The sequence below is a fragment of the Cupriavidus basilensis genome (assembly GCF_029335485.1).
GTDB lineage: Bacteria > Pseudomonadota > Gammaproteobacteria > Burkholderiales > Burkholderiaceae > Cupriavidus > Cupriavidus basilensis_E.
The window spans coordinates 51,807-68,106 of the sequence record NZ_JARJLM010000484.1 but is presented as its reverse complement, the minus strand read 5'-3'; the positions used below and the strand labels follow the sequence as shown (position 1 = coordinate 68,106).

Annotated in this window: 24 protein-coding genes and 2 pseudogenes; 17 read left to right on the top strand and 9 right to left on the bottom strand. The window is 63.2% G+C overall.

Annotated features, from left to right (window positions below; translation table 11 throughout):
* A pseudogene (locus tag P3W85_RS30150) lies at positions 1-202 on the bottom strand (H-NS family nucleoid-associated regulatory protein); the annotation flags it as partial.
* Between the two features lie 37 nt (positions 203-239).
* Here P3W85_RS30150 and P3W85_RS30145 point away from each other — a divergent pair.
* The 7 genes from P3W85_RS30145 (at position 240) to P3W85_RS45375 (ending at position 5,153) form a co-directional block, all read left to right on the top strand.
* Entirely contained in the window at positions 240-812 is a 573-nt protein-coding gene (locus tag P3W85_RS30145) for a hypothetical protein (RefSeq protein WP_276267472.1), read from the top strand.
* 300 nt (positions 813-1,112) lie between these two features.
* Positions 1,113-1,832, top strand: coding sequence for a cobalt ABC transporter substrate-binding protein (locus P3W85_RS30140; RefSeq protein ID WP_276267471.1), 720 nt, complete (start codon positions 1,113-1,115; stop codon positions 1,830-1,832).
* Between the two features lie 13 nt (positions 1,833-1,845).
* On the top strand, positions 1,846-2,136 hold the full coding sequence (locus P3W85_RS30135) for a DUF3649 domain-containing protein (RefSeq protein ID WP_276267470.1): 291 nt from the start codon (positions 1,846-1,848) through the stop codon (positions 2,134-2,136).
* The gene (locus P3W85_RS30130) at positions 2,133-3,773 is read left to right on the top strand and encodes a PepSY-associated TM helix domain-containing protein (RefSeq protein ID WP_276267469.1); all 1,641 of its coding nucleotides are present in this window, start codon (positions 2,133-2,135) and stop codon (positions 3,771-3,773) included. The genes P3W85_RS30135 and P3W85_RS30130 overlap by 4 nt, the downstream gene beginning before the upstream one ends.
* Entirely contained in the window at positions 3,770-4,129 is a 360-nt protein-coding gene (locus tag P3W85_RS30125; RefSeq protein ID WP_276267468.1) for a DUF3325 domain-containing protein, read from the top strand. The genes P3W85_RS30130 and P3W85_RS30125 overlap by 4 nt, the downstream gene beginning before the upstream one ends.
* A 67-nt stretch (positions 4,130-4,196) precedes the next feature.
* The gene (locus P3W85_RS30120) at positions 4,197-4,610 is read left to right on the top strand and encodes a PaaI family thioesterase (protein WP_017225764.1); all 414 of its coding nucleotides are present in this window, start codon (positions 4,197-4,199) and stop codon (positions 4,608-4,610) included.
* A 69-nt stretch (positions 4,611-4,679) separates the two neighbouring features.
* On the top strand, positions 4,680-5,153 hold the full coding sequence (locus tag P3W85_RS45375; RefSeq protein WP_346430301.1) for an AAA family ATPase: 474 nt from the start codon (positions 4,680-4,682) through the stop codon (positions 5,151-5,153).
* A gap of 70 nt (positions 5,154-5,223) precedes the next feature.
* On the opposite strand, the pseudogene P3W85_RS30115 reads toward P3W85_RS45375, so the two are convergent.
* Together P3W85_RS30115 and P3W85_RS30110 are read right to left on the bottom strand one after the other, a co-directional pair.
* A pseudogene (locus P3W85_RS30115) lies at positions 5,224-5,367 on the bottom strand (transposase); the annotation flags it as partial.
* Positions 5,368-5,466: 99 nt separating this feature from the next.
* Positions 5,467-6,888: an MFS transporter gene (locus P3W85_RS30110; protein ID WP_276267467.1), complete on the bottom strand. Its 1,422-nt coding sequence runs from the start codon at positions 6,886-6,888 to the stop codon at positions 5,467-5,469.
* A gap of 242 nt (positions 6,889-7,130) precedes the next feature.
* Between P3W85_RS30110 and P3W85_RS30105 the strand changes: the two genes are divergently transcribed.
* The 3 genes from P3W85_RS30105 to P3W85_RS30095 all read left to right on the top strand — a co-directional run bounded on the left by P3W85_RS30105 (position 7,131) and on the right by P3W85_RS30095 (position 8,789).
* Positions 7,131-7,304 (top strand): hypothetical protein, encoded by a 174-nt coding sequence (locus P3W85_RS30105; RefSeq protein ID WP_276267466.1) that lies wholly within the window; start codon positions 7,131-7,133, stop codon positions 7,302-7,304.
* Positions 7,305-7,584: 280 nt separating this feature from the next.
* Positions 7,585-8,202, top strand: a complete 618-nt coding sequence (locus P3W85_RS30100) for a hypothetical protein (protein ID WP_276267465.1) — start codon at positions 7,585-7,587, stop codon at positions 8,200-8,202.
* Positions 8,203-8,588: 386 nt separating this feature from the next.
* Positions 8,589-8,789 (top strand): hypothetical protein, encoded by a 201-nt coding sequence (locus P3W85_RS30095; RefSeq protein WP_276267464.1) that lies wholly within the window; start codon positions 8,589-8,591, stop codon positions 8,787-8,789.
* 143 nt (positions 8,790-8,932) lie between these two features.
* On the opposite strand, the gene P3W85_RS30090 is transcribed toward P3W85_RS30095, so the two are convergent.
* On the bottom strand, positions 8,933-9,364 hold the full coding sequence (locus P3W85_RS30090) for an RcnB family protein (RefSeq protein ID WP_017225269.1): 432 nt from the start codon (positions 9,362-9,364) through the stop codon (positions 8,933-8,935).
* A gap of 384 nt (positions 9,365-9,748) precedes the next feature.
* Here P3W85_RS30090 and P3W85_RS30085 point away from each other — a divergent pair, with 384 nt between their 5' ends.
* The 7 genes from P3W85_RS30085 to P3W85_RS30055 all read left to right on the top strand — a co-directional run bounded on the left by P3W85_RS30085 (position 9,749) and on the right by P3W85_RS30055 (position 14,128).
* Entirely contained in the window at positions 9,749-10,042 is a 294-nt protein-coding gene (locus P3W85_RS30085) for a hypothetical protein (RefSeq protein WP_276267463.1), read from the top strand.
* A gap of 395 nt (positions 10,043-10,437) precedes the next feature.
* Positions 10,438-10,962 carry a helix-turn-helix domain-containing protein gene (locus P3W85_RS30080; RefSeq protein WP_276267462.1) on the top strand — a complete coding sequence of 175 codons (525 nt, stop codon included), beginning with the start codon at positions 10,438-10,440 and terminating at the stop codon, positions 10,960-10,962.
* On the top strand, positions 10,959-11,267 hold the full coding sequence (locus P3W85_RS30075) for a hypothetical protein (RefSeq protein ID WP_276267461.1): 309 nt from the start codon (positions 10,959-10,961) through the stop codon (positions 11,265-11,267). Before P3W85_RS30080 ends, P3W85_RS30075 begins: the two co-directional genes overlap by 4 nt.
* A gap of 212 nt (positions 11,268-11,479) precedes the next feature.
* Positions 11,480-11,686 carry a hypothetical protein gene (locus P3W85_RS30070; RefSeq protein WP_276267460.1) on the top strand — a complete coding sequence of 69 codons (207 nt, stop codon included), beginning with the start codon at positions 11,480-11,482 and terminating at the stop codon, positions 11,684-11,686.
* Between the two features lie 146 nt (positions 11,687-11,832).
* A complete protein-coding gene (locus P3W85_RS30065) occupies positions 11,833-12,150 on the top strand; it encodes a hypothetical protein (protein WP_276267459.1) in 318 nt (105 codons plus the stop codon).
* A 97-nt stretch (positions 12,151-12,247) separates the two neighbouring features.
* Complete coding sequence (locus P3W85_RS30060; protein ID WP_276267458.1) at positions 12,248-12,580, top strand: hypothetical protein; 333 nt, start codon at positions 12,248-12,250, stop codon at positions 12,578-12,580.
* A 288-nt stretch (positions 12,581-12,868) separates the two neighbouring features.
* Complete coding sequence (locus P3W85_RS30055; RefSeq protein ID WP_276267457.1) at positions 12,869-14,128, top strand: hypothetical protein; 1,260 nt, start codon at positions 12,869-12,871, stop codon at positions 14,126-14,128.
* Positions 14,129-14,278: 150 nt separating this feature from the next.
* On the opposite strand, the gene P3W85_RS30050 is transcribed toward P3W85_RS30055, so the two are convergent.
* The 5 genes from P3W85_RS30050 to P3W85_RS30030 are packed head-to-tail and all read right to left on the bottom strand — an operon-like array spanning position 14,279 to position 16,298.
* Positions 14,279-14,650 (bottom strand): hypothetical protein, encoded by a 372-nt coding sequence (locus tag P3W85_RS30050; RefSeq protein ID WP_276267456.1) that lies wholly within the window; start codon positions 14,648-14,650, stop codon positions 14,279-14,281.
* On the bottom strand, positions 14,647-15,048 hold the full coding sequence (locus P3W85_RS30045; protein WP_276267455.1) for a hypothetical protein: 402 nt from the start codon (positions 15,046-15,048) through the stop codon (positions 14,647-14,649). Before P3W85_RS30045 ends, P3W85_RS30050 begins: the two co-directional genes overlap by 4 nt.
* Positions 15,048-15,386 (bottom strand): DUF6527 family protein, encoded by a 339-nt coding sequence (locus P3W85_RS30040; RefSeq protein ID WP_276267454.1) that lies wholly within the window; start codon positions 15,384-15,386, stop codon positions 15,048-15,050. Before P3W85_RS30040 ends, P3W85_RS30045 begins: the two co-directional genes overlap by 1 nt.
* Positions 15,383-15,862, bottom strand: coding sequence for a glycoside hydrolase family 24 protein (locus P3W85_RS30035; protein ID WP_276267453.1), 480 nt, complete (start codon positions 15,860-15,862; stop codon positions 15,383-15,385). The genes P3W85_RS30040 and P3W85_RS30035 overlap by 4 nt, the downstream gene beginning before the upstream one ends.
* On the bottom strand, positions 15,855-16,298 hold the full coding sequence (locus tag P3W85_RS30030; RefSeq protein WP_276267452.1) for a hypothetical protein: 444 nt from the start codon (positions 16,296-16,298) through the stop codon (positions 15,855-15,857). Before P3W85_RS30030 ends, P3W85_RS30035 begins: the two co-directional genes overlap by 8 nt.
* Positions 16,299-16,300: the final 2 nt, after the last annotated feature.

The window sequence follows — 16,300 nt, the reverse complement described above, 5'->3', positions numbered from 1 at the left end:
CCACCGACTGGCCCGCGTTCACCGCACGCAGCAGCCACGCGGGCATGGGGCCCTCGCCATCCCAGACCTGCCCTTCGGCATTGCGATAGCGGCGCGCTGGTGCAGGCGCTGGTGCAGGCGCTGGTGCAGGCGCTGGCACCGGCGCCGCTTCGGAAGCCGCCACCACCGGCTCGGACACCTTTGCTGCTGCCTGCGCAGGCATGGGCTTCACTGCATGCGCTTTATGCGCGGGCACGGACATGGTGACCCGCGCCGGCGCCGGCGCTACCGGCCCGGTTGACGCAGGCGCGGTCGTCGGCGTGACTGCGGACATCACGCTGGGCGTTGCTGCGGGCGTCATTGCCGGCGCGGCCAGAGGCACCGCCGACAGCGCTGCCGCTGCAGGCGTCGCTGCAGGTGTTACCGCCGGCGCTGGCATCCGCTCGGGAACACGTTTCCGCCCTTCCCCTTTCCTTGACGGCACGGGCGCCACCGCCGGTGGTGCCGTGACCGGCGCCGCCGGCAAAAGCGCCGCTGCCTGCGCCGGCGCCTGCGTGGGCGTCGATGTGGATCCGGCTGCGACGGGAGGCGATGCCGTGGCGGCAATCGCTGCCGCCACGCGGGCAAAGCAGCCTGCCGCCTCTAGCTCGTCCATGGAAATGCCGAGTCGCTCCATCTGGACACGAATCCACACGATAGCAGCGACTTTCTTGACGTCGGCGGGAACTGAAGAACGCATGGCGGAAGACACAATAAATGCAGATAGGAGAAACGGCGCCCGGCCTTGGATGCGGCTTGCGCCGCACACCGGTCATATTGAAGATCGCACATGATAGCCGAGCGCGGCCCGGGTCTCCGCGCAGTCTCCAATTTACCCCGCTCTTGCGCCCGTCCGCATGGCCGGAAACCGCCTCCAGACAGGCCGGGCGGACCACGCATAGTGCGCGGCCTGCCCCCATCGCGACACCCGCTTTCACGCCGCTCCGGCTGCCCCTGCAAGCCCTTGCCATGCTGCAAAATCCACACAACTCAAATGCGAACGATTATCATATGCAACTTCCGGACAGCCTGCGGCGCGAGCGCAAGATGCGCCACCCCGCACCGCCCATCCATTCTGAAAGGACCCATCGCCAATGAATCGTCTCATTCTCTCCGCCCTGCTATGCGGCGCCGTGCTTGGCGGCACCGCACAGGCGCACCAGGTCTGGCTCGAGCAGACGCCCGCGGCCGCCCGGTTGTATTTTGGCGAGTTCAACGAGAACCTGCGCGAGACCTCGCCTGGCTTGCTGGACAAGTTCGTGCAATCCAGCGCCATCCTGGTGACCGCAAGCGGCGAGCAGCCGCTCAAGGTCGACAAGGCCGCCAGCGGTTTCGTGCTGTCGGCGCGCGCAGGCGCGGGCGAATCCATCGTCGCGCAGGAAACGGGCTATCCCCTGCTTGAGCGCAAGGAGGGCGACAAGGTCATCCGCACCGCATGGACGCCGGCCGCGCGGCTGCTGGGCGCCGGCTATGCCGGCAATGCGCCCAAGCTGGCGCTGGACATCCTGCCGACCGGCCGCGCCGGGGAGTATCAGGTGTTCTACGCCGGCCGGCCGCTGCCGAAAGCCAAGGTGGGCGTGGCGGTGCAGTCCGGCTGGGGCCGGGAGCTGCGCACCGACGAGCAGGGCATGGTCCGCCTGGCGCAGCCGTGGCAGGGCACTTACGTGCTGGAGGTGCACCACGTCGACAAGACTGCCGGCGAGCGCAACGGCAAGCCGTATGACATCGCCAGCTATGTCACCACCTTGTCGCTGACGCAGGCTGATGGCCTGCCCGCGCTGCCGGCGGCCCCGGCGGCCGCGCCCAACAAGTGAGGGAGAAGCCGACATGGGGCTGAGCCAGACCGGCCGCTATCGCCTGGGCGTTGCTTCGCGCGTGGTGGCCGCCATCGGCGGCGGATACGTGCTGGCAGCGGTGGCCACCGGCCTGCTGGCCGTGCTGCTGCCGCTGCCGCCCGCCGAGGCGGTCATGACCGCGACGCTGCTGTCGTTCTCGCTGTATGCGTGCTCGGTGCTATGGGTGTTCGCCGCTGGCAGCGCATGGCAGGCCTGGGCCGGTGTGGCGCTGCCGGCTGCGGTGCTCGGCGCCGTGCTGGCCCTGCTGCGGAGCGCCTCATGAAGGCCGGCCTGCGTCAGTCGATGGCCTGGCTGCACAGTTGGTCCGGGCTGCTGGTGTGCTGGGTGCTGTTCCTCGTGTTCTGCGCCGGCACGGCCAGCTATTTCAAGGACGAGATCACGCTGTGGATGAAGCCGGAACTGCACCGGGCGGCCACCAAGCCGGTCTCCAGCGCCGCAGCGGTAAGCCGCGCGGTCGAATTCCTGCAGCGCAACGCGGCGGACTCGCCGCGCTGGTTCATCAGCCTGCCCGACGGGCGCAATCCGGCGGTGCAGGTGCTGTGGATGCGCCCGCCCGGCGCGCCGGCCTCGGGCATCGGCGGCGGCCGCGGGCGCTTCGAGACCCGCATGCTCGACCCCGCCACCGGTGCCTTCCTGCAGCAGGTGCGCGACACGCGCGGCGGCGAGTTTCTCTACCGCCTGCACTTCGACCTGTATTTCATGCAGGCGCTGTGGGCGCGCTGGATCGTCGGCTTCTGCGCCATGTTCATGCTGGTCGCCATCCTCAGTGGCATCATCACGCACCGGCGCATCTTCCAGGACTTCTTCACCTTCCGGCCACGCAAGGGCCAGCGGTCCTGGCTCGACGCGCACAACGCCACTGCCGTGCTGGCGCTGCCCTTCCATCTGATGATCACCTATACCGGCCTGGTGACGCTGATGTTCATGTACATGCCGTGGGGCGTGCAGACCGCGTACCAGGGCAACCTGCAAGCCTTCAATAGCGAGGTCTTCGGGCGCGCGCCGCAGGGCAAGCCGAGCGGACTGGCAACCCCGCTGACGCCGGTGGCGCCGCTGGTGGATCAAGCCATGCGCCATTGGGACGGCGCACCGCCCGGCCGGATCGTGATCAACCTGCCTGGCGACGCCAATGCCACCGTCACGGTGTCGCGCAGCGGCGGACGATCGATGTCCGCGGACGAGCCTTCGATGCGCTTCAACGGCGCCACCGGCGCCCTGGTCGCAACGGTGGGCGACGCCCCCGCAGCCGCCATCCAGACCCGCGGCGTCATGGTGGGGCTGCACGAGGCGCATTTCGCCGGCCCCCTGTTGCGCGCACTGTTCTTCATGAGCGGGCTGGCGGGTTGCGCCATGGTCGCCACCGGTGCGCTGCTGTGGGGGGTAAAGACGCGCCAGGGCCAGGCCCGGGCACTGGCAGCCGGCGCGCGTCCCGGCCTCGGCCTGCGGCTCGTCGATGCCCTCAATATCGGCGCCATAGCCGGCCTGCCGATCGCGTTCGCCGCCTACTTCTGGGCGAACCGCCTGCTGCCGGTGGCAACGGCGCATCGCCCGGACGCGGAGATCCACGCCTTCTTCATCACCTGGGCGGTGGCTGCCGTACTGGCGCAGTGGCGGCCGACGCGCGGCATGTGGCGCGCGCAGATGTGGGCCGGCGCGCTGATGCTGGCCGGCATTCCCGTGCTCAACGCCGTCACCACGGACACCCACCTGGGCGTGACCCTGCTGCAAGGGCAGGGGCCCGCTGCCGTGGCCGGCTTCGACCTGACGGTGCTGGCGCTGGGCATCGCCCTGGGCGGAGCGGCGCATCTCCTCGGCCGGCGCAAGCCTGCGCCCGCACGACGTGCCGCGCCCGCCAAGGGTACCGGCATGCCAGCGTCCGACGCGACAGGTGCGGCATGAACGCGAGCCTTGGTTTTCTCACTGCCCTGGCATTCACCTTCAGCGGCTTTGCCGCGCTCAGCCAGACGCTGGATCGCCACTATGCCGAGCGCAATGGCCGCGGCGCCTCGCCCGGCGTATCCGAGCGGCTGCGGCTGCATGGGCTGGGCTGGACCGCGCTGGCCCTCGCCCTGGCGGCCTGCGTGCGGCAGGAAGGCTGGCCCATGGGCACGGCCTCCTGGATCGGCACCCTGACGGCCGGTGCGCTGCTGCTCGTGCTGCTGCTCACCTACGCGCCGGCAATCGCGGTGCGCGCGGCCCGCTGGGCTGGCGCGCTGGGCGGATGCGCAATGCTGCTGTCGGGCATGGTCCACTGACAGCGCCGCATGGACATGGCGGCTATCATTACGGCCATTCCAACTCACCGCCGCCATCCGGCAAGCCATGCCTGACAATGCCCCCGCCAATCAGCCCTATGCGCTGGAGAATCCTTTTCTCGAATCCCTGGATGTCGCCATCGTCGAATGGCAGCCCGATCTGGTACGCATGTCGCTGATGCCGCAGGCCGCGCATGTCAACAATACGGGCGTGGTGCAGGGCGGCATCCTGGCCACGCTGCTGGACGCGGCGGCCGGGTACGCCGGCCTGTTCCCGGAGAACGGCGTACGGCGCGCCGCCACCACCATCTCGCTGAACGTCAACTATGTCTCTTCCGCCCAGGTGGAACCGCTGCAGGTGGTGGGCCGGCGCGTGGGCGGCGGGCGGCGGGTGTTTTTCTCCAACGCCGAAATCACCGACAGCCATGGCCGGCTGATCGCCACCGCGCAGGCGGCGTTCCGCCGCAAGGATCCTGTCTAGGAGCTGTTCACATTTGCGCAGAAAAACCTATAGCATGGCTCGGCTAATTTTCCGGTTCAAGTTGCAGTGATGGACATACAGGTGATCAATCCCGATGCGTTTCTGGAGACGGCCAAGGGAAGGGTGTGGACTCCGGAGAGAAGTAAAGCGGCATGGTCAAGCAGCTTCGCGGCGCTTGAGCATGCTTTAGCCGGTCACGTGGAAAGTCCCCCGCAGATCCTTGTCGTCTGTGGAGTGCAAGGGGCGGGGAAATCGTACTGGATTAGCAGGCACGCGCATGAGCATGCGCCGTGTATCTGCTTTGATGCCGCCTTGCCTGGCGCAAGGCACCGCAAGCCAATCATAGATATTGCACGTCAAAGAAATGCAGCAATACACGCGATCTGGATTGACACGCCGCTTAACGTCGCAAAGATACGGAACGCACAGAGACCAGTGGATAAGCGCGTCCCCGACGAAAGTATCGAAAGCGTAGCTTCCCTCTTTGAACCTCCAACAGTTGAGGAGGGATTCGCGTCAATCACCCGGATCCAAGGCGACTAACTCGATCTTGCGTTCCCTCCATGTCAGGATACTTGTCGCTTCCGTCTCCTTGGTGAAGCAGAATGGAGGGCGGGCTGCCGGTGCGGCCTATCCATGGCACCGCTTCGAGGAACCAGCGATTGTCGATAGCCGTTCGACCCCGATCGCCTTCCTTGCCCGGCAAGATCGCTTCGACTTTTTTCCATTCATCGTCACTCAGCAGCGTTCGAATCATCCTGTCCTGCTCACGCAGATGACAGGATGTGAACACATTTCGGCAAATGTAAACAGGGCCTGGTGTCCTCTGCCGCCGCAGCGGCGCCGCGGGCGGGCCTCATTCGCGCGCCGGCAACGGCGGTGCGATCTCCTCGAGCGGCCGTTTTTCCGCATTGACCGCATAGCGCAAGGCGAACAGGCCGGCGCCGATCACCAGCGCTGCGCCGACTCCATAGCCGGCGGCCACTGCCCCGCGGCTGCCGCTTTCGATCAGGGCGCCGAACAGGAGCGGGCCGGCAAAGCCGCCGGTGCCGGTCCCCACCGCGTAGAACACGGAGATAGCCAGCGCCCGGGTTTCCAGTGGAAACACCTCGCTGACCGTCAGGTAGGCCGAACTGGCCGCCGCCGACGCGAGAAAGAATACGGCCGACCAGCACAGTGCCTGGCTGCGCGCATCCAGCCAGCCCTGCACAAAGGCCCAACCCGTCAGGGCCAGGCCCACGCCCGACAATACATAGGTCAGCCCGATCATGCGGCGGCGGCCCATCTGGTCGAACAGCGGTCCCAGCAACAGTGGCCCCAGTACATTGCCCAGCGCGAACGGAAAGATATACAGCCCCACGCGGTTGTCGGGTACGCCGTGAAATCGCGTCAGCACGAGCGCATAGGTGAAAAAGATCGCGTTATAGAAGAACGCCTGCGAGACCATCAGCGCCAGCGCCACCGCGCTGCGCAGACGGTAGCGGCGGCACAGCACCCGCGCGACCTCGCCGAGGGTGGGCGCCGCGCGGCGGTGGAAAGCGACCGTGCCCACGGCCAGCGGCAGGGAACCGTGCTGCCTCCCCACCTCGGCTTCGATCGCGGCAACGATGGCCAGGGCCTCCCCGCCGCGCCCGTGCGAGAGCAGCCAGCGCGGGCTTTCCGGCACATTGCGGCGTACCAGCAGGATGGCCACCGCCAGCACCGAGCCCAACAGGAAGGCGGCGCGCCAGCCCAACGCCGGACCCAGCACGCGCGGATCCAGCAGCAGCAGGCTCAGGCCGGCGCCAAGCGCCGCGCCCAGCCAGAAGCTGCCGTTGATGGCCAGGTTGACGCGCCCGCGCACACGGGCCGGAATCAATTCGTCGATCGCAGAGTTGATCGCCGCGTATTCTCCGCCAATGCCCAGCCCGGTCAGGAAACGGCACACCGCGAAAAAGAGGAAGCCGGTGGAGAAGGCCGTCGCGAGCGTGGCGGCCATGTACACGGCCAGCGTCACAAGGAACAAGGTCTTGCGGCCCAGCCGGTCTGCCAGCCTGCCGAATACCAGCGCGCCCGCGACCGCGCCGGCTACGTATAGCGAGCCGAGCCAACCCACCTGGGAAGCATTCAGGCCAAGTCCGTCGGAACGCTCCAGCACGCCACCCAACGAACCCACCAGCGTCACCTCCAGCCCGTCCAGCACCCAGGCTACGCCCAGCGCGACCACCACGCGCCAATGCCAGCGCGACCACGGCAGGCGGTCGAGGCGGGCAGGGATATCACTCTGGACGGCTGGCATGGGCGCGGCTTCCTGACTCCTGACTTCATATCCCGGCGCGTTTCCATCATAGGTGGATCCCGTGCAAGCTCCCGTGCGTGCCATTCCCGTGCTTGACGGCGAGCCGGGTACGGCAGACGCGCCACGCTCCTGGAATTCCTGCGGCCCTGGCCGGCGACCTGCCCGGATTGCCCCGGCCGTCCCGCGAGTGCTGGCGCGCCAAGCGGCCCATCGCGGCTGCGGGCGGCGTCCTACAATCAATCATGGTCACCGACAAGGGAGCCGCCATGACAGCCTATCTGCTATTCCTCGGGATAGTCGTCCTGCTTTACGCTTTCGTGATCCGTGCGGGATTTTTCCATAAATCCCTGCTGTATCCAGAACACGCTCACCCCTTTCACTACTGGTGGGATCGCATCGTTCATCGCCGCAAGTGAGTCATCGAGGAAGGAGAGCTTCAAGGGCAGGTGCGGAGGCCGGCGGGCACATGAATCGCGCGTGCAGGGCCCCCATGCGACGACTTCCTTTGCGCAATATGCAGGGTCTTTTCGCAAAATCGGCGCAAAAACCGAACGATACGCAGCGAGTGATGCAAACTGCTCACTGCAACAGCCCAAGTGCTAAACTGCCGCCCTTTCTTGCCAATCCGCCTTCGCCTCAATGCGCGCCTCAGTTCTCGCCTCCCTGTCTTTCTGCCTGGCATGTGCCAGTGCCAACGTGCTGGCAGCCCCGGCGGCGGCCGCCGTTTCCGCACTGGTCCCCACGCCAGCGCAGGTAACGGTCGCCATCCAGGAGTCGGAAGCCGAGCATCTCAGGCAACTGGAACAGACCGACCCGGCCGCGGCCGAGCGTGCCCGCTCCCCCTTCGCCGCAGCACTGGTGGCTTCCATCAAGGCATACACGGTCAAAGGCTGCCTGCCGCCCAGCGGCGGCGAGATTGTCTGCATCGTCGGCGTCCAGGCGGGCCGGCGCGAGGGCTTCCGCGCCCTGGCCTTTCGCGACAACCCCGAGCCCTGGGTGCTCGCGCGGCGCGAAACGCCTGCCGTGAACGGGCCCGACGCAGCCCAGGCCACGGCTTTGATGCGCGAATTTTTGCGCAACGAGTTGAAAGAAGGCCTGTCCGGAGAGCACGCCACCGAGCTGACCGCGCTATCGTCGTCGCTGGTCATCAAGCAACTGAACGACTGCGAGGTCAGCCGCGGCAGTGGCAATCTGGCCTGCGACGCCGTAGTCTCGATGGGCGGCGAGCCCGACAAGCGTGTGACGGGCTTTGCCTTTGCGCTGGAACGCAGTGGCTGGCGCTTCGTCCCGCGCACGGCGGACCAGAGTCGTTGAAGCCTGCCCTGGGACCACTTGCGCGCCGGGCCGGAGAACATGCCGCCGTAAGTGGGATGTTGATCCAAGTCAAGTCAGTGGCGAAGCACAAACCCCTCCCTATTGGGGCTCCCCGGCCCTGGTGCGCAATGAGACACTATGCGCGGGCGGGAAAAGCGTCCCGCCCAACGTCACTTCTTAGTGCCCGCCCGTCAGTTGGCGGGCTTTTTTTTCGCCAGCGGCAGGGGCTTCGGGCAACGCCCGCCCACTGTGATCAGTCCCAACCGATTACCCCGACAAGGGGGATCGTTCCCGGTCCACGCGGGCGCACAATGCGGCCAAACCGCTCGACGCGGGACTACCAGTCCTTATCGCACCAATTCCAGCAGCCTTGGACCCTGATTTTCATGTTCCAGAATCCGAATTCGATGATCGATACCTTCCGTCGCGTGGATGTCGCGAAGGAGATGGGATCCGACACGCGGCCGCCCGCGCAGCAACCCACTGCCCAACAGCTTGCGGAACGACGCACGCGGGCGCTTGCCGACCTGCTCGAGGAAGCGATCCGCAGCCAGCCGCTAACGGCAAAGGCCCCTCGCCAGCGCTGAGCTGATCTGCGCCCGGCACAAGCCGCCGCGGCGGCGGCACGCCTCATGCCAGGCCTGCAATCCGGCCTGAGCACCAGGCGCCGGGCCGTAAGGCCGATCCTCGCAGCCCGCCAACTGGCGGGCTGTTTGTTCCCAGCGGGAGTCTAGCGTCCGGTAACCACATTGAAGACCAGGCCAGTCCCGATCGCGACCAGCAGGTAGTCCCCGCCGACGCTGACCCAGTTGTAGCCGCGCGGCGGAGGGGCAAGCCGATAATCGCGCCAGTTGTCGACCACGTATTGCCGATGACGATATTCCGGAGGCATCCTGTCGCCCTTGTGCCACCGGCCGGGACCGGGACGATCGGCACGCCGGTCGAATTCCGCCGGGTGGTCCATCGGGCCGCGGCCCCTGTCTCTTTCGTAGCCAGGTCCGCCAGGGCCGCGATCCCGGTCGGGACCATGATCGCGGTCCCGCTCCATCTGAGGCCCGCCGCGATAATCGCCGCCGGGGCCCCTGTCCTGGGCATGGCCCGCGACCGACGTGAATGCGCACGCTGCCAGCAACAAGCTCGTGATTACCTGGTTCTTCCTCATTCATTTCTCCTGAAGCCCTCTCGATCGAGGTCTTGCAATCGAGTCTATCCGAGGCCGATGAATCGAGAAGTTACCAATTCTTAACCCGGTTACAAGTAGCGCGAGGCGAAAAGCGAACCGAAGCAAGACGCCGGAGACGTCATCGCGATGGTGTCATTACCTGCCGGGTAAGACACATCAATCAACGGTTTATCTTTGCAAATCAGGTGCTTGCGTCATTTCAATGGATGCTATCGATGCATATATTTGCACACCACGGCACCAATAGAATCAAACACTTACAAGCGCGTTGTAGACGGGATGGGTCCACCTTGGCCCTCAGTCTCCCGCTGTTACCTCTTTCCGTGATACTGTATATCCATACAGTTACTTTAGAGGCGTCCCATGGGCAACAGCAAATCCGCCTTCGGCTGCCAGATCCCGTCACCCGCCACCGGCCAGAAACAGGGAGACGCCAGGAACGGCATCCTGGCGTCAGTCCGCGGCGACTACGTCGCGAGTGCACTCGCCAGCCTGCCGGCACCCACCCTGGATGGCATCGCTGAGCACCAGGTAGTGATAGACGCCGGCCCTGTCGGTCGCGTGCGCCTTTACGTCGAGCGCAAGACCGCGCGCCGCGGTAAGTACTCGCACTGCTATTGGTCGGACTACCGCGCAGAGGCAGTCGGCGCTGGATAGCCCCCACTGATTGGTGGTCCCTGCGGGCAGGATCCAGGACCATACTTCCGCCTACATCAAAACCTAGCAAACACACGACGAAGCAATGGGCGATACTTCACGCGGCAGGTGGAATTTTCATCAGTATCTGACTACCTCATCGCGAGACGTCATCGCAAAGTGGCGGGAGCACATCTCCGTACGTGCTCGCGCGAGCTTGGATCGAGCACTAGACCAGTTGCGAGACCAACCAAAAACACAATGGGACCGACCGCACGCAAGCTCGCTCGGCCATAACATTTATGTGATACGATTCAAAGACGAATCCAGAAAACAACTTCGCCTTTTCGGTCACTTTTACGACCCGCATCATTGTTTCGTCTTCACTCTGAGTGGAGAAGAAAAGGACGGAATATATGACCCAAGCGATTACGCCACTCGATCAGCTGACAACAGGGATGTTTGTGATAAAGACTTCACAAACAGAACACGACCGGTACCAGGCCGTTGTGCCTCCTGTGCCGAGAGCCATTTACCTGACGCCAGCGAGCCCGACACGTCACATTTCTGCGATCAACTACAACATCCGTCTAAGTGAATGGAAGGATATAGAGTATCGGCAGGCATACTTGGAAGAGTCAATTGAGCAAGGTGTAGCGTGGCAAATCAAAACAAATCGCCAGCAGCGGGGCCTCAGCCAACGAGACTTGGCCGACGTGATTGGGACTCATCAGTCGGCTATCTCCCGTCTCGAAGACCCAATGAGTGGTTTGCCAAATCTCGAAACGCTGGTCAAGGTGGCGCATGCTTTTGACTGCGCACTATCGGTACGCCTCATCTCTTACGCGCAACTCTCTGTGGAGAGCGACGACCTGAGCCCTGACGCTCTATTTGCTGCGCCGTTCGACCCACACACTCATCTATTAGGTAATAGAAAATGACCACTGCGCGCCACCTCCCAAAACCTGACGTCAATGCTCCTGTACTCAATTCACCCGCCTTGGTGTACGCAGACCAGATTGCCCAGTTAGCGATCGGCCCATTCGTGACGAAGCTGACTCTGGGCATGGATGACGGCGTCCCCGATGTCGTACCGAGGCCGGTAGTCACGATCGTCATGCCGACACAAGCACTCTTGCAGTTGGCCGACTCGGTCCGAGCGGCGATTGCTACACCTCTTATCAAAACAGCGATAGTTGATGCTCAAGCGGTGTTCCAGACCGAAATCTCGACCATCAAGGCTTAGTCACTCTCGTTTGGTGACATACTGACAAGCCGCCACCGCCGTCTCCAGACGGATCTCATACGCCGCGCGCACTAGCGCCGCCCGCCCCTTCGGGTGCACGTGTGCGGCTGGATCGTCCTGACTGAGAGCCCAGGTCACCGGGTCCACCATTGGCTCACGACACGCTAGTCAACGACCAGCGCAACAGCGTGCCGGCCTGACTTCGGAAGGATTTGCCCGAAGAAGCCTACTCGTTCACCATGCTGACAGTGATTGCCGACCATCACCCGGTGATGAAGCGCATGCACGCGCCAGGGAAGGAGAAGTGTGGCATCGTGATCGTGCCGTGCGGGCAGTGGGACGACTGGCTGACATGCCGGAATCCGGAGGTGACGCGCAGCAATCTCGCCAAACATAGCGACAGTGGTGTTGCACGGTAACGAATCTTACCCAACGATTGGCGGATCGCTAACCCCGGCCGGGTCTGGTACAAGAGCACGAGAAATTACATCAGGGAGGGGGAGATCGTGCAGCCCATTTCACTGGCCTTCCTACCCCGCCGCGTAGCCATATCCGCCTGACCGCCATGACGCTTGACGAAGCATTCGCCGAAATCGAACAACTGCCTGTCAAGGAACGTCTGCTGATCGGACTTATGGAGCACCACGATTTAACTTGGTCATCAGGTCACATCGATGATCTCGACGCTGTTGACGATTTGGATCCGGCGGTTTTCCGGGCAGTCGATGAATTTCGGTCCGGCGCTTCGCGGCAGTTCATACTGGTTGCCAACCTGGGCGACGGGGCCCAGCTCATCATAGCGGTCGGCATCGAATCCGCCAGCGAGGTGGCCCATACCATTTCGACGGTCAAGGAAGAATTTATTCGACGGTACACCCACTGACAGTACCATGGAAGTTGCCGCCAGCAACCGAGCGGCGGTCTAGTACCCCAGGCGCACACCGCACACCAAATACGCACGGACACCCCGGAGGAACACCATGCCCACCGCACGCAAAGACGCCCACAACGACACGCAAACCGTGACCACCCCGGAAGGTCTGACCGCCCTGCTGCAGCACTTGGTACACGTCACATCCCAAGGCCAACTCGACCCTGAACTGGTCAGAAAATTGGGTAAGCGGCTAATAAAGGAAGCTGAAGTGCTGACGCAGGCGGGTGGACTGAACGACGACCAGTTGAGTGACCTGGACGAAGCCCTGGCGAGACTAGATCAAATGATCAATTATTCAGGGGGATGTCTTCTTTCGAAAGCGGCTTCCCGCCTTCGAGAAACGGACACGTCCTCAGCGCCGGTCAACTTGAACTCCTAGGCCCTACTTCGGCCACACCTTCACCGCCTTCCAGCGCCACCCTATCGCAACGCCTGCACTGTCAACGAGTCGTAGGCCCGTTCGCAGGCGTGGTCGGCGATGCGGGCGGCGTCAGCGTATTCAGCCGGGCGGGGATCGCTCGTTCACTATGGACGACTGGCTGCCTTGTCGGGACTCGGAGGTCACCCGAAACTTCTTCATACTGCAGCTCACGAACCACTTTAAGGCCGAACCCGTTCCCGATCAGCAGCACGCAAACTAACCAACCTTGACCGAGCCAAGATTATAATGACCCAAAGTCCTGTATTAGATCGCCTAATTCAAGACCGTGAGATTTGGGACGGCTTTTATGATGAGCTCCCCTCCGAGATTCCCGGAAGTTATGGTTTGCCAATCCCTAAAGAAAGTTACCCTGAATGGTGGGATGCCATCATCAGTGGCGTCGCATTATTTGAGCAAAATCAACTCGACCCAGCCATAAAATCAGCACTCTCATCTGAAGTGTATGACGGATGCAACAAAATAGCAGCGTATATGAAGGAGGTTGCCGCTAACGGAGCCCTATGGTTACAACAAAATGCACATGAACTCCATACAGCCATGTGGATCATTCGTAGAGCACTCTTCTTTATTTTCACTCCCAGATTCAACCACGGTCAAATCGTAGATCCACAAAAAATATCTGATCTCTTAAATATCCCACGTGAATTGCAAAAAATCCACTCCGAGGCACTTTCCGAAATAGCAAAATACGAAAAGCTTGCTGACGAGTCAAGAAAACAGATACAGGAAATAAAGCAAGAGCTGTCTAGAATCGAAGGTTATGAGAGGACTGCCAACACCGCCCAAACAAACGCGAAGGCGAGTGCAGCCGCCGCACAAGAGGAAAAAAACAAAGCAGAGCAGATTCTACAAAAACTTCAAGACGGCATGACTCAGCAGCAACGGTTATTTGCGGAACTCAAGGAGCAGCGAGACAAAATCGAAGGCACTCTGCAAGGCGCTAGCAAGATTGCCCTCGCCAAGTCATTCAACACCAGAAAGAGCACCCTACAAACAACCCAAATAATATGGGGAGTAATCTTCGTATTAGGCATCGCAACGCTAGTACTGGTAAGCATGAGCATCTGGGATGGCATGATCATCGCCATTACAAAAAACCCACCACATCAAGGAGCAGCCGGAAACACATTAGCATTTTGGTTAAATATCTCACGATATTTGGTAATAATGCCCATCATATGGCTAACCTGGTTCGCAGCAAGACAATATGGCCACACGCTACGACTTGGAGAGGATTACGCTTTCAAAGAAGCAGCTGCCCATGCGTTTGTCGGCTACCGGGCTGAAATGGGAGATGACACAGAAATGATAAAACTCCTCCGAGAGTATGCCATCAAAAATTTCGGCGCCAATCCTATGCGCGTGATCAAGGACGACGAGCCGGAGTCCCCATTTAATGCGGTGCTAAGCCAAGCCATCGACAAGATTTCGCCAGATAAGTTACTTGATCTTCTGCGAGAAGCGCTAGCGAATGGAAAAAAATAGTCTACTATGTTAGCCGCTCGCTGTGCGGCATATTCACCCGCAGGCTGAATATGCCGCATTCGCCCCTCTCAGGTAGCGTGCGTAATCATGGTCGTATGATCTCGATCCACTCTCCGCGCTATTACCTGTGCGGCAGGAACTCCCATTTCCTCACTGGCACGCAGCAATGGCCGCCTTCAACCGGCTCTCGTACCCCTTCCGCTGCTCCACCTCCATCAGCGCCGCCCGCCCCTTTGTGAACACGTCCGCGCCCGGATCAACCTGATCCAGCGCCCAGGCTGGCCGCGGCACCGGCTCCACCTTGCAAGGCACGGCGACGGGCACCTCGACTGTCCTGGTCTGCGTGATCACCTGGGGCGGACTGGCGCAGCCGGCCACCACCAGGGATACCGCGATGCCTAATTTGCAAGCAGAATTGCCGCAACGCCTTGCAGCGCTTGGGATTGCGGCCCGGGCGGGCGCGGACTCGCCTGCACGACCTGCAGTTTTTCGCACAACCTGCACCACCTGCATGCCCTTCATCGCCCTGCCCTCCGTTCCTTGATCACTTCGGTCAGCAGCTCGTCCAGCGAGCCGCACAGGTCGGCCGGCCTGGCCGGTGGCCGGCGCGCCAGGCCGGCGGCCTTGCCCTCCGCCGCCGCGGCGCGGCTCTCGGCCTGCGCCAGCGCCGCGGCAACCTGGCCCGCGCGCTCGGCCGTTGCCGCCTTCAGCGTCGCGACAGCGCCGTTCGCTTTCTCGACATCAGTGGCGCAACGCTCGTTCGCGTCCTGCACCCGGCCGGCATGCTCGGTGGCAGCCTGCAGCGCCTGGGCGGCGGCGTCCGCCCGCGGAGCAAAGTACAGCAGGTGGGCCAGCACCACCGCAAGCACGCCGCCAAGCAGCGCGGCCACGCCACAGGCGCGCCATGGAATCGTCGGCATCAGCATCCCTCCGGAAATTCAGCCATTGGCACCGTCTGGCCCGCCAGTGCATGCGTGCAATCGCCCAGGAACTGGATCCGGCCATCGGTCACGAACGTGTGGCAGGCCTTCTTCACGTCCTTCCTCTGGTCGTCGAACTCGCCTGGGTTGTGGCTCGGCTCGCTCCAAGTCACCAGCACGCTGGGGGTGAAGGTCGGCCGCTCGGCGTCGCCGTTCCAGCCCCAGCGCGGGCCCGGCCCATCGCCATGCTGGATCGTGTGGGGGATGCCGCAGCCTGGGCACCAGAAAGACAGGCAGCCGGCGGCAGGCTGTCGCAGGACTTTCGATAGCGCACTCATGCCAATACGCCTCCCGCCTTCAGGTACACGTCCCGCAGGTAGTCCAGCGAGTGCTCGTTCTGGCCGTAGCCGGCGCCCGGCAGGCTGGCCCAGATGTTCCGTACGCGCGCCACAGCCTCGTCGAATCGGCCGGCGGCGATCAGCGGCAGCGCCAGGCGCTCGCGGATCTGCTGCACGGCAATCCGGTCCTGCGACGCCGGGCTGAAGTCGCGCAGGCCCAGCAGCTTCCGGTAGGGGTCATACCAGCGCGCCAGCAGCTGGTACCGGCCGGCCGCCGTAGACGCAAGGCCCGGCCGGATCTGGATCAACCGCCGCGGGTGGTCCGCATAGCTGCCGAACAGCATCGGCGCCGCCGGCGTGCTGCCCACCAGGACGTTGTAACCGTTGTCGGACTTCGCCAGCAGCGCGCGGCCCAGCTCGGACACCGCGATGGTGTCCAGAAAGGCCCGGATATTCGGTGTATCGATGTCAGCCATTCTTCGCACCTCCCACTGCGTCCCGGACGTCTTCGGCTAGTTCCCCAATGTCCTTGTCGCGGCGCTTGTCGAACCAGCGCAGGATCGCCCCGAGAACCCACCAAGCCGGCAGCCCGGCGATCACAAGCAGCGGGGCCCCAGCGTAAAGCATCCCGAACTCGGGATTAACGCCTGCGGCCACGGCCAGCGTGCGCGCCGAAGCGAAAACGTCGGGGTAGCGCGAATAAACGAAGGCGACCAGCGCCGGCCCGAAGACGATCGAGGACATGATTGACGAGACGAGCCTGGCAAAGCCCTCTCGTGCCGTTTTCGGCCATAGGACAAGGAATCCCAGCGCCGCCGCCACAGCCCCAGCACCCAACTGGAGACCGAAGTACTTCGCGATGGCGGTGCCAGCGGCTCCCGCTGCGGCACCGCCGCTGATTGGTTCTGACATTT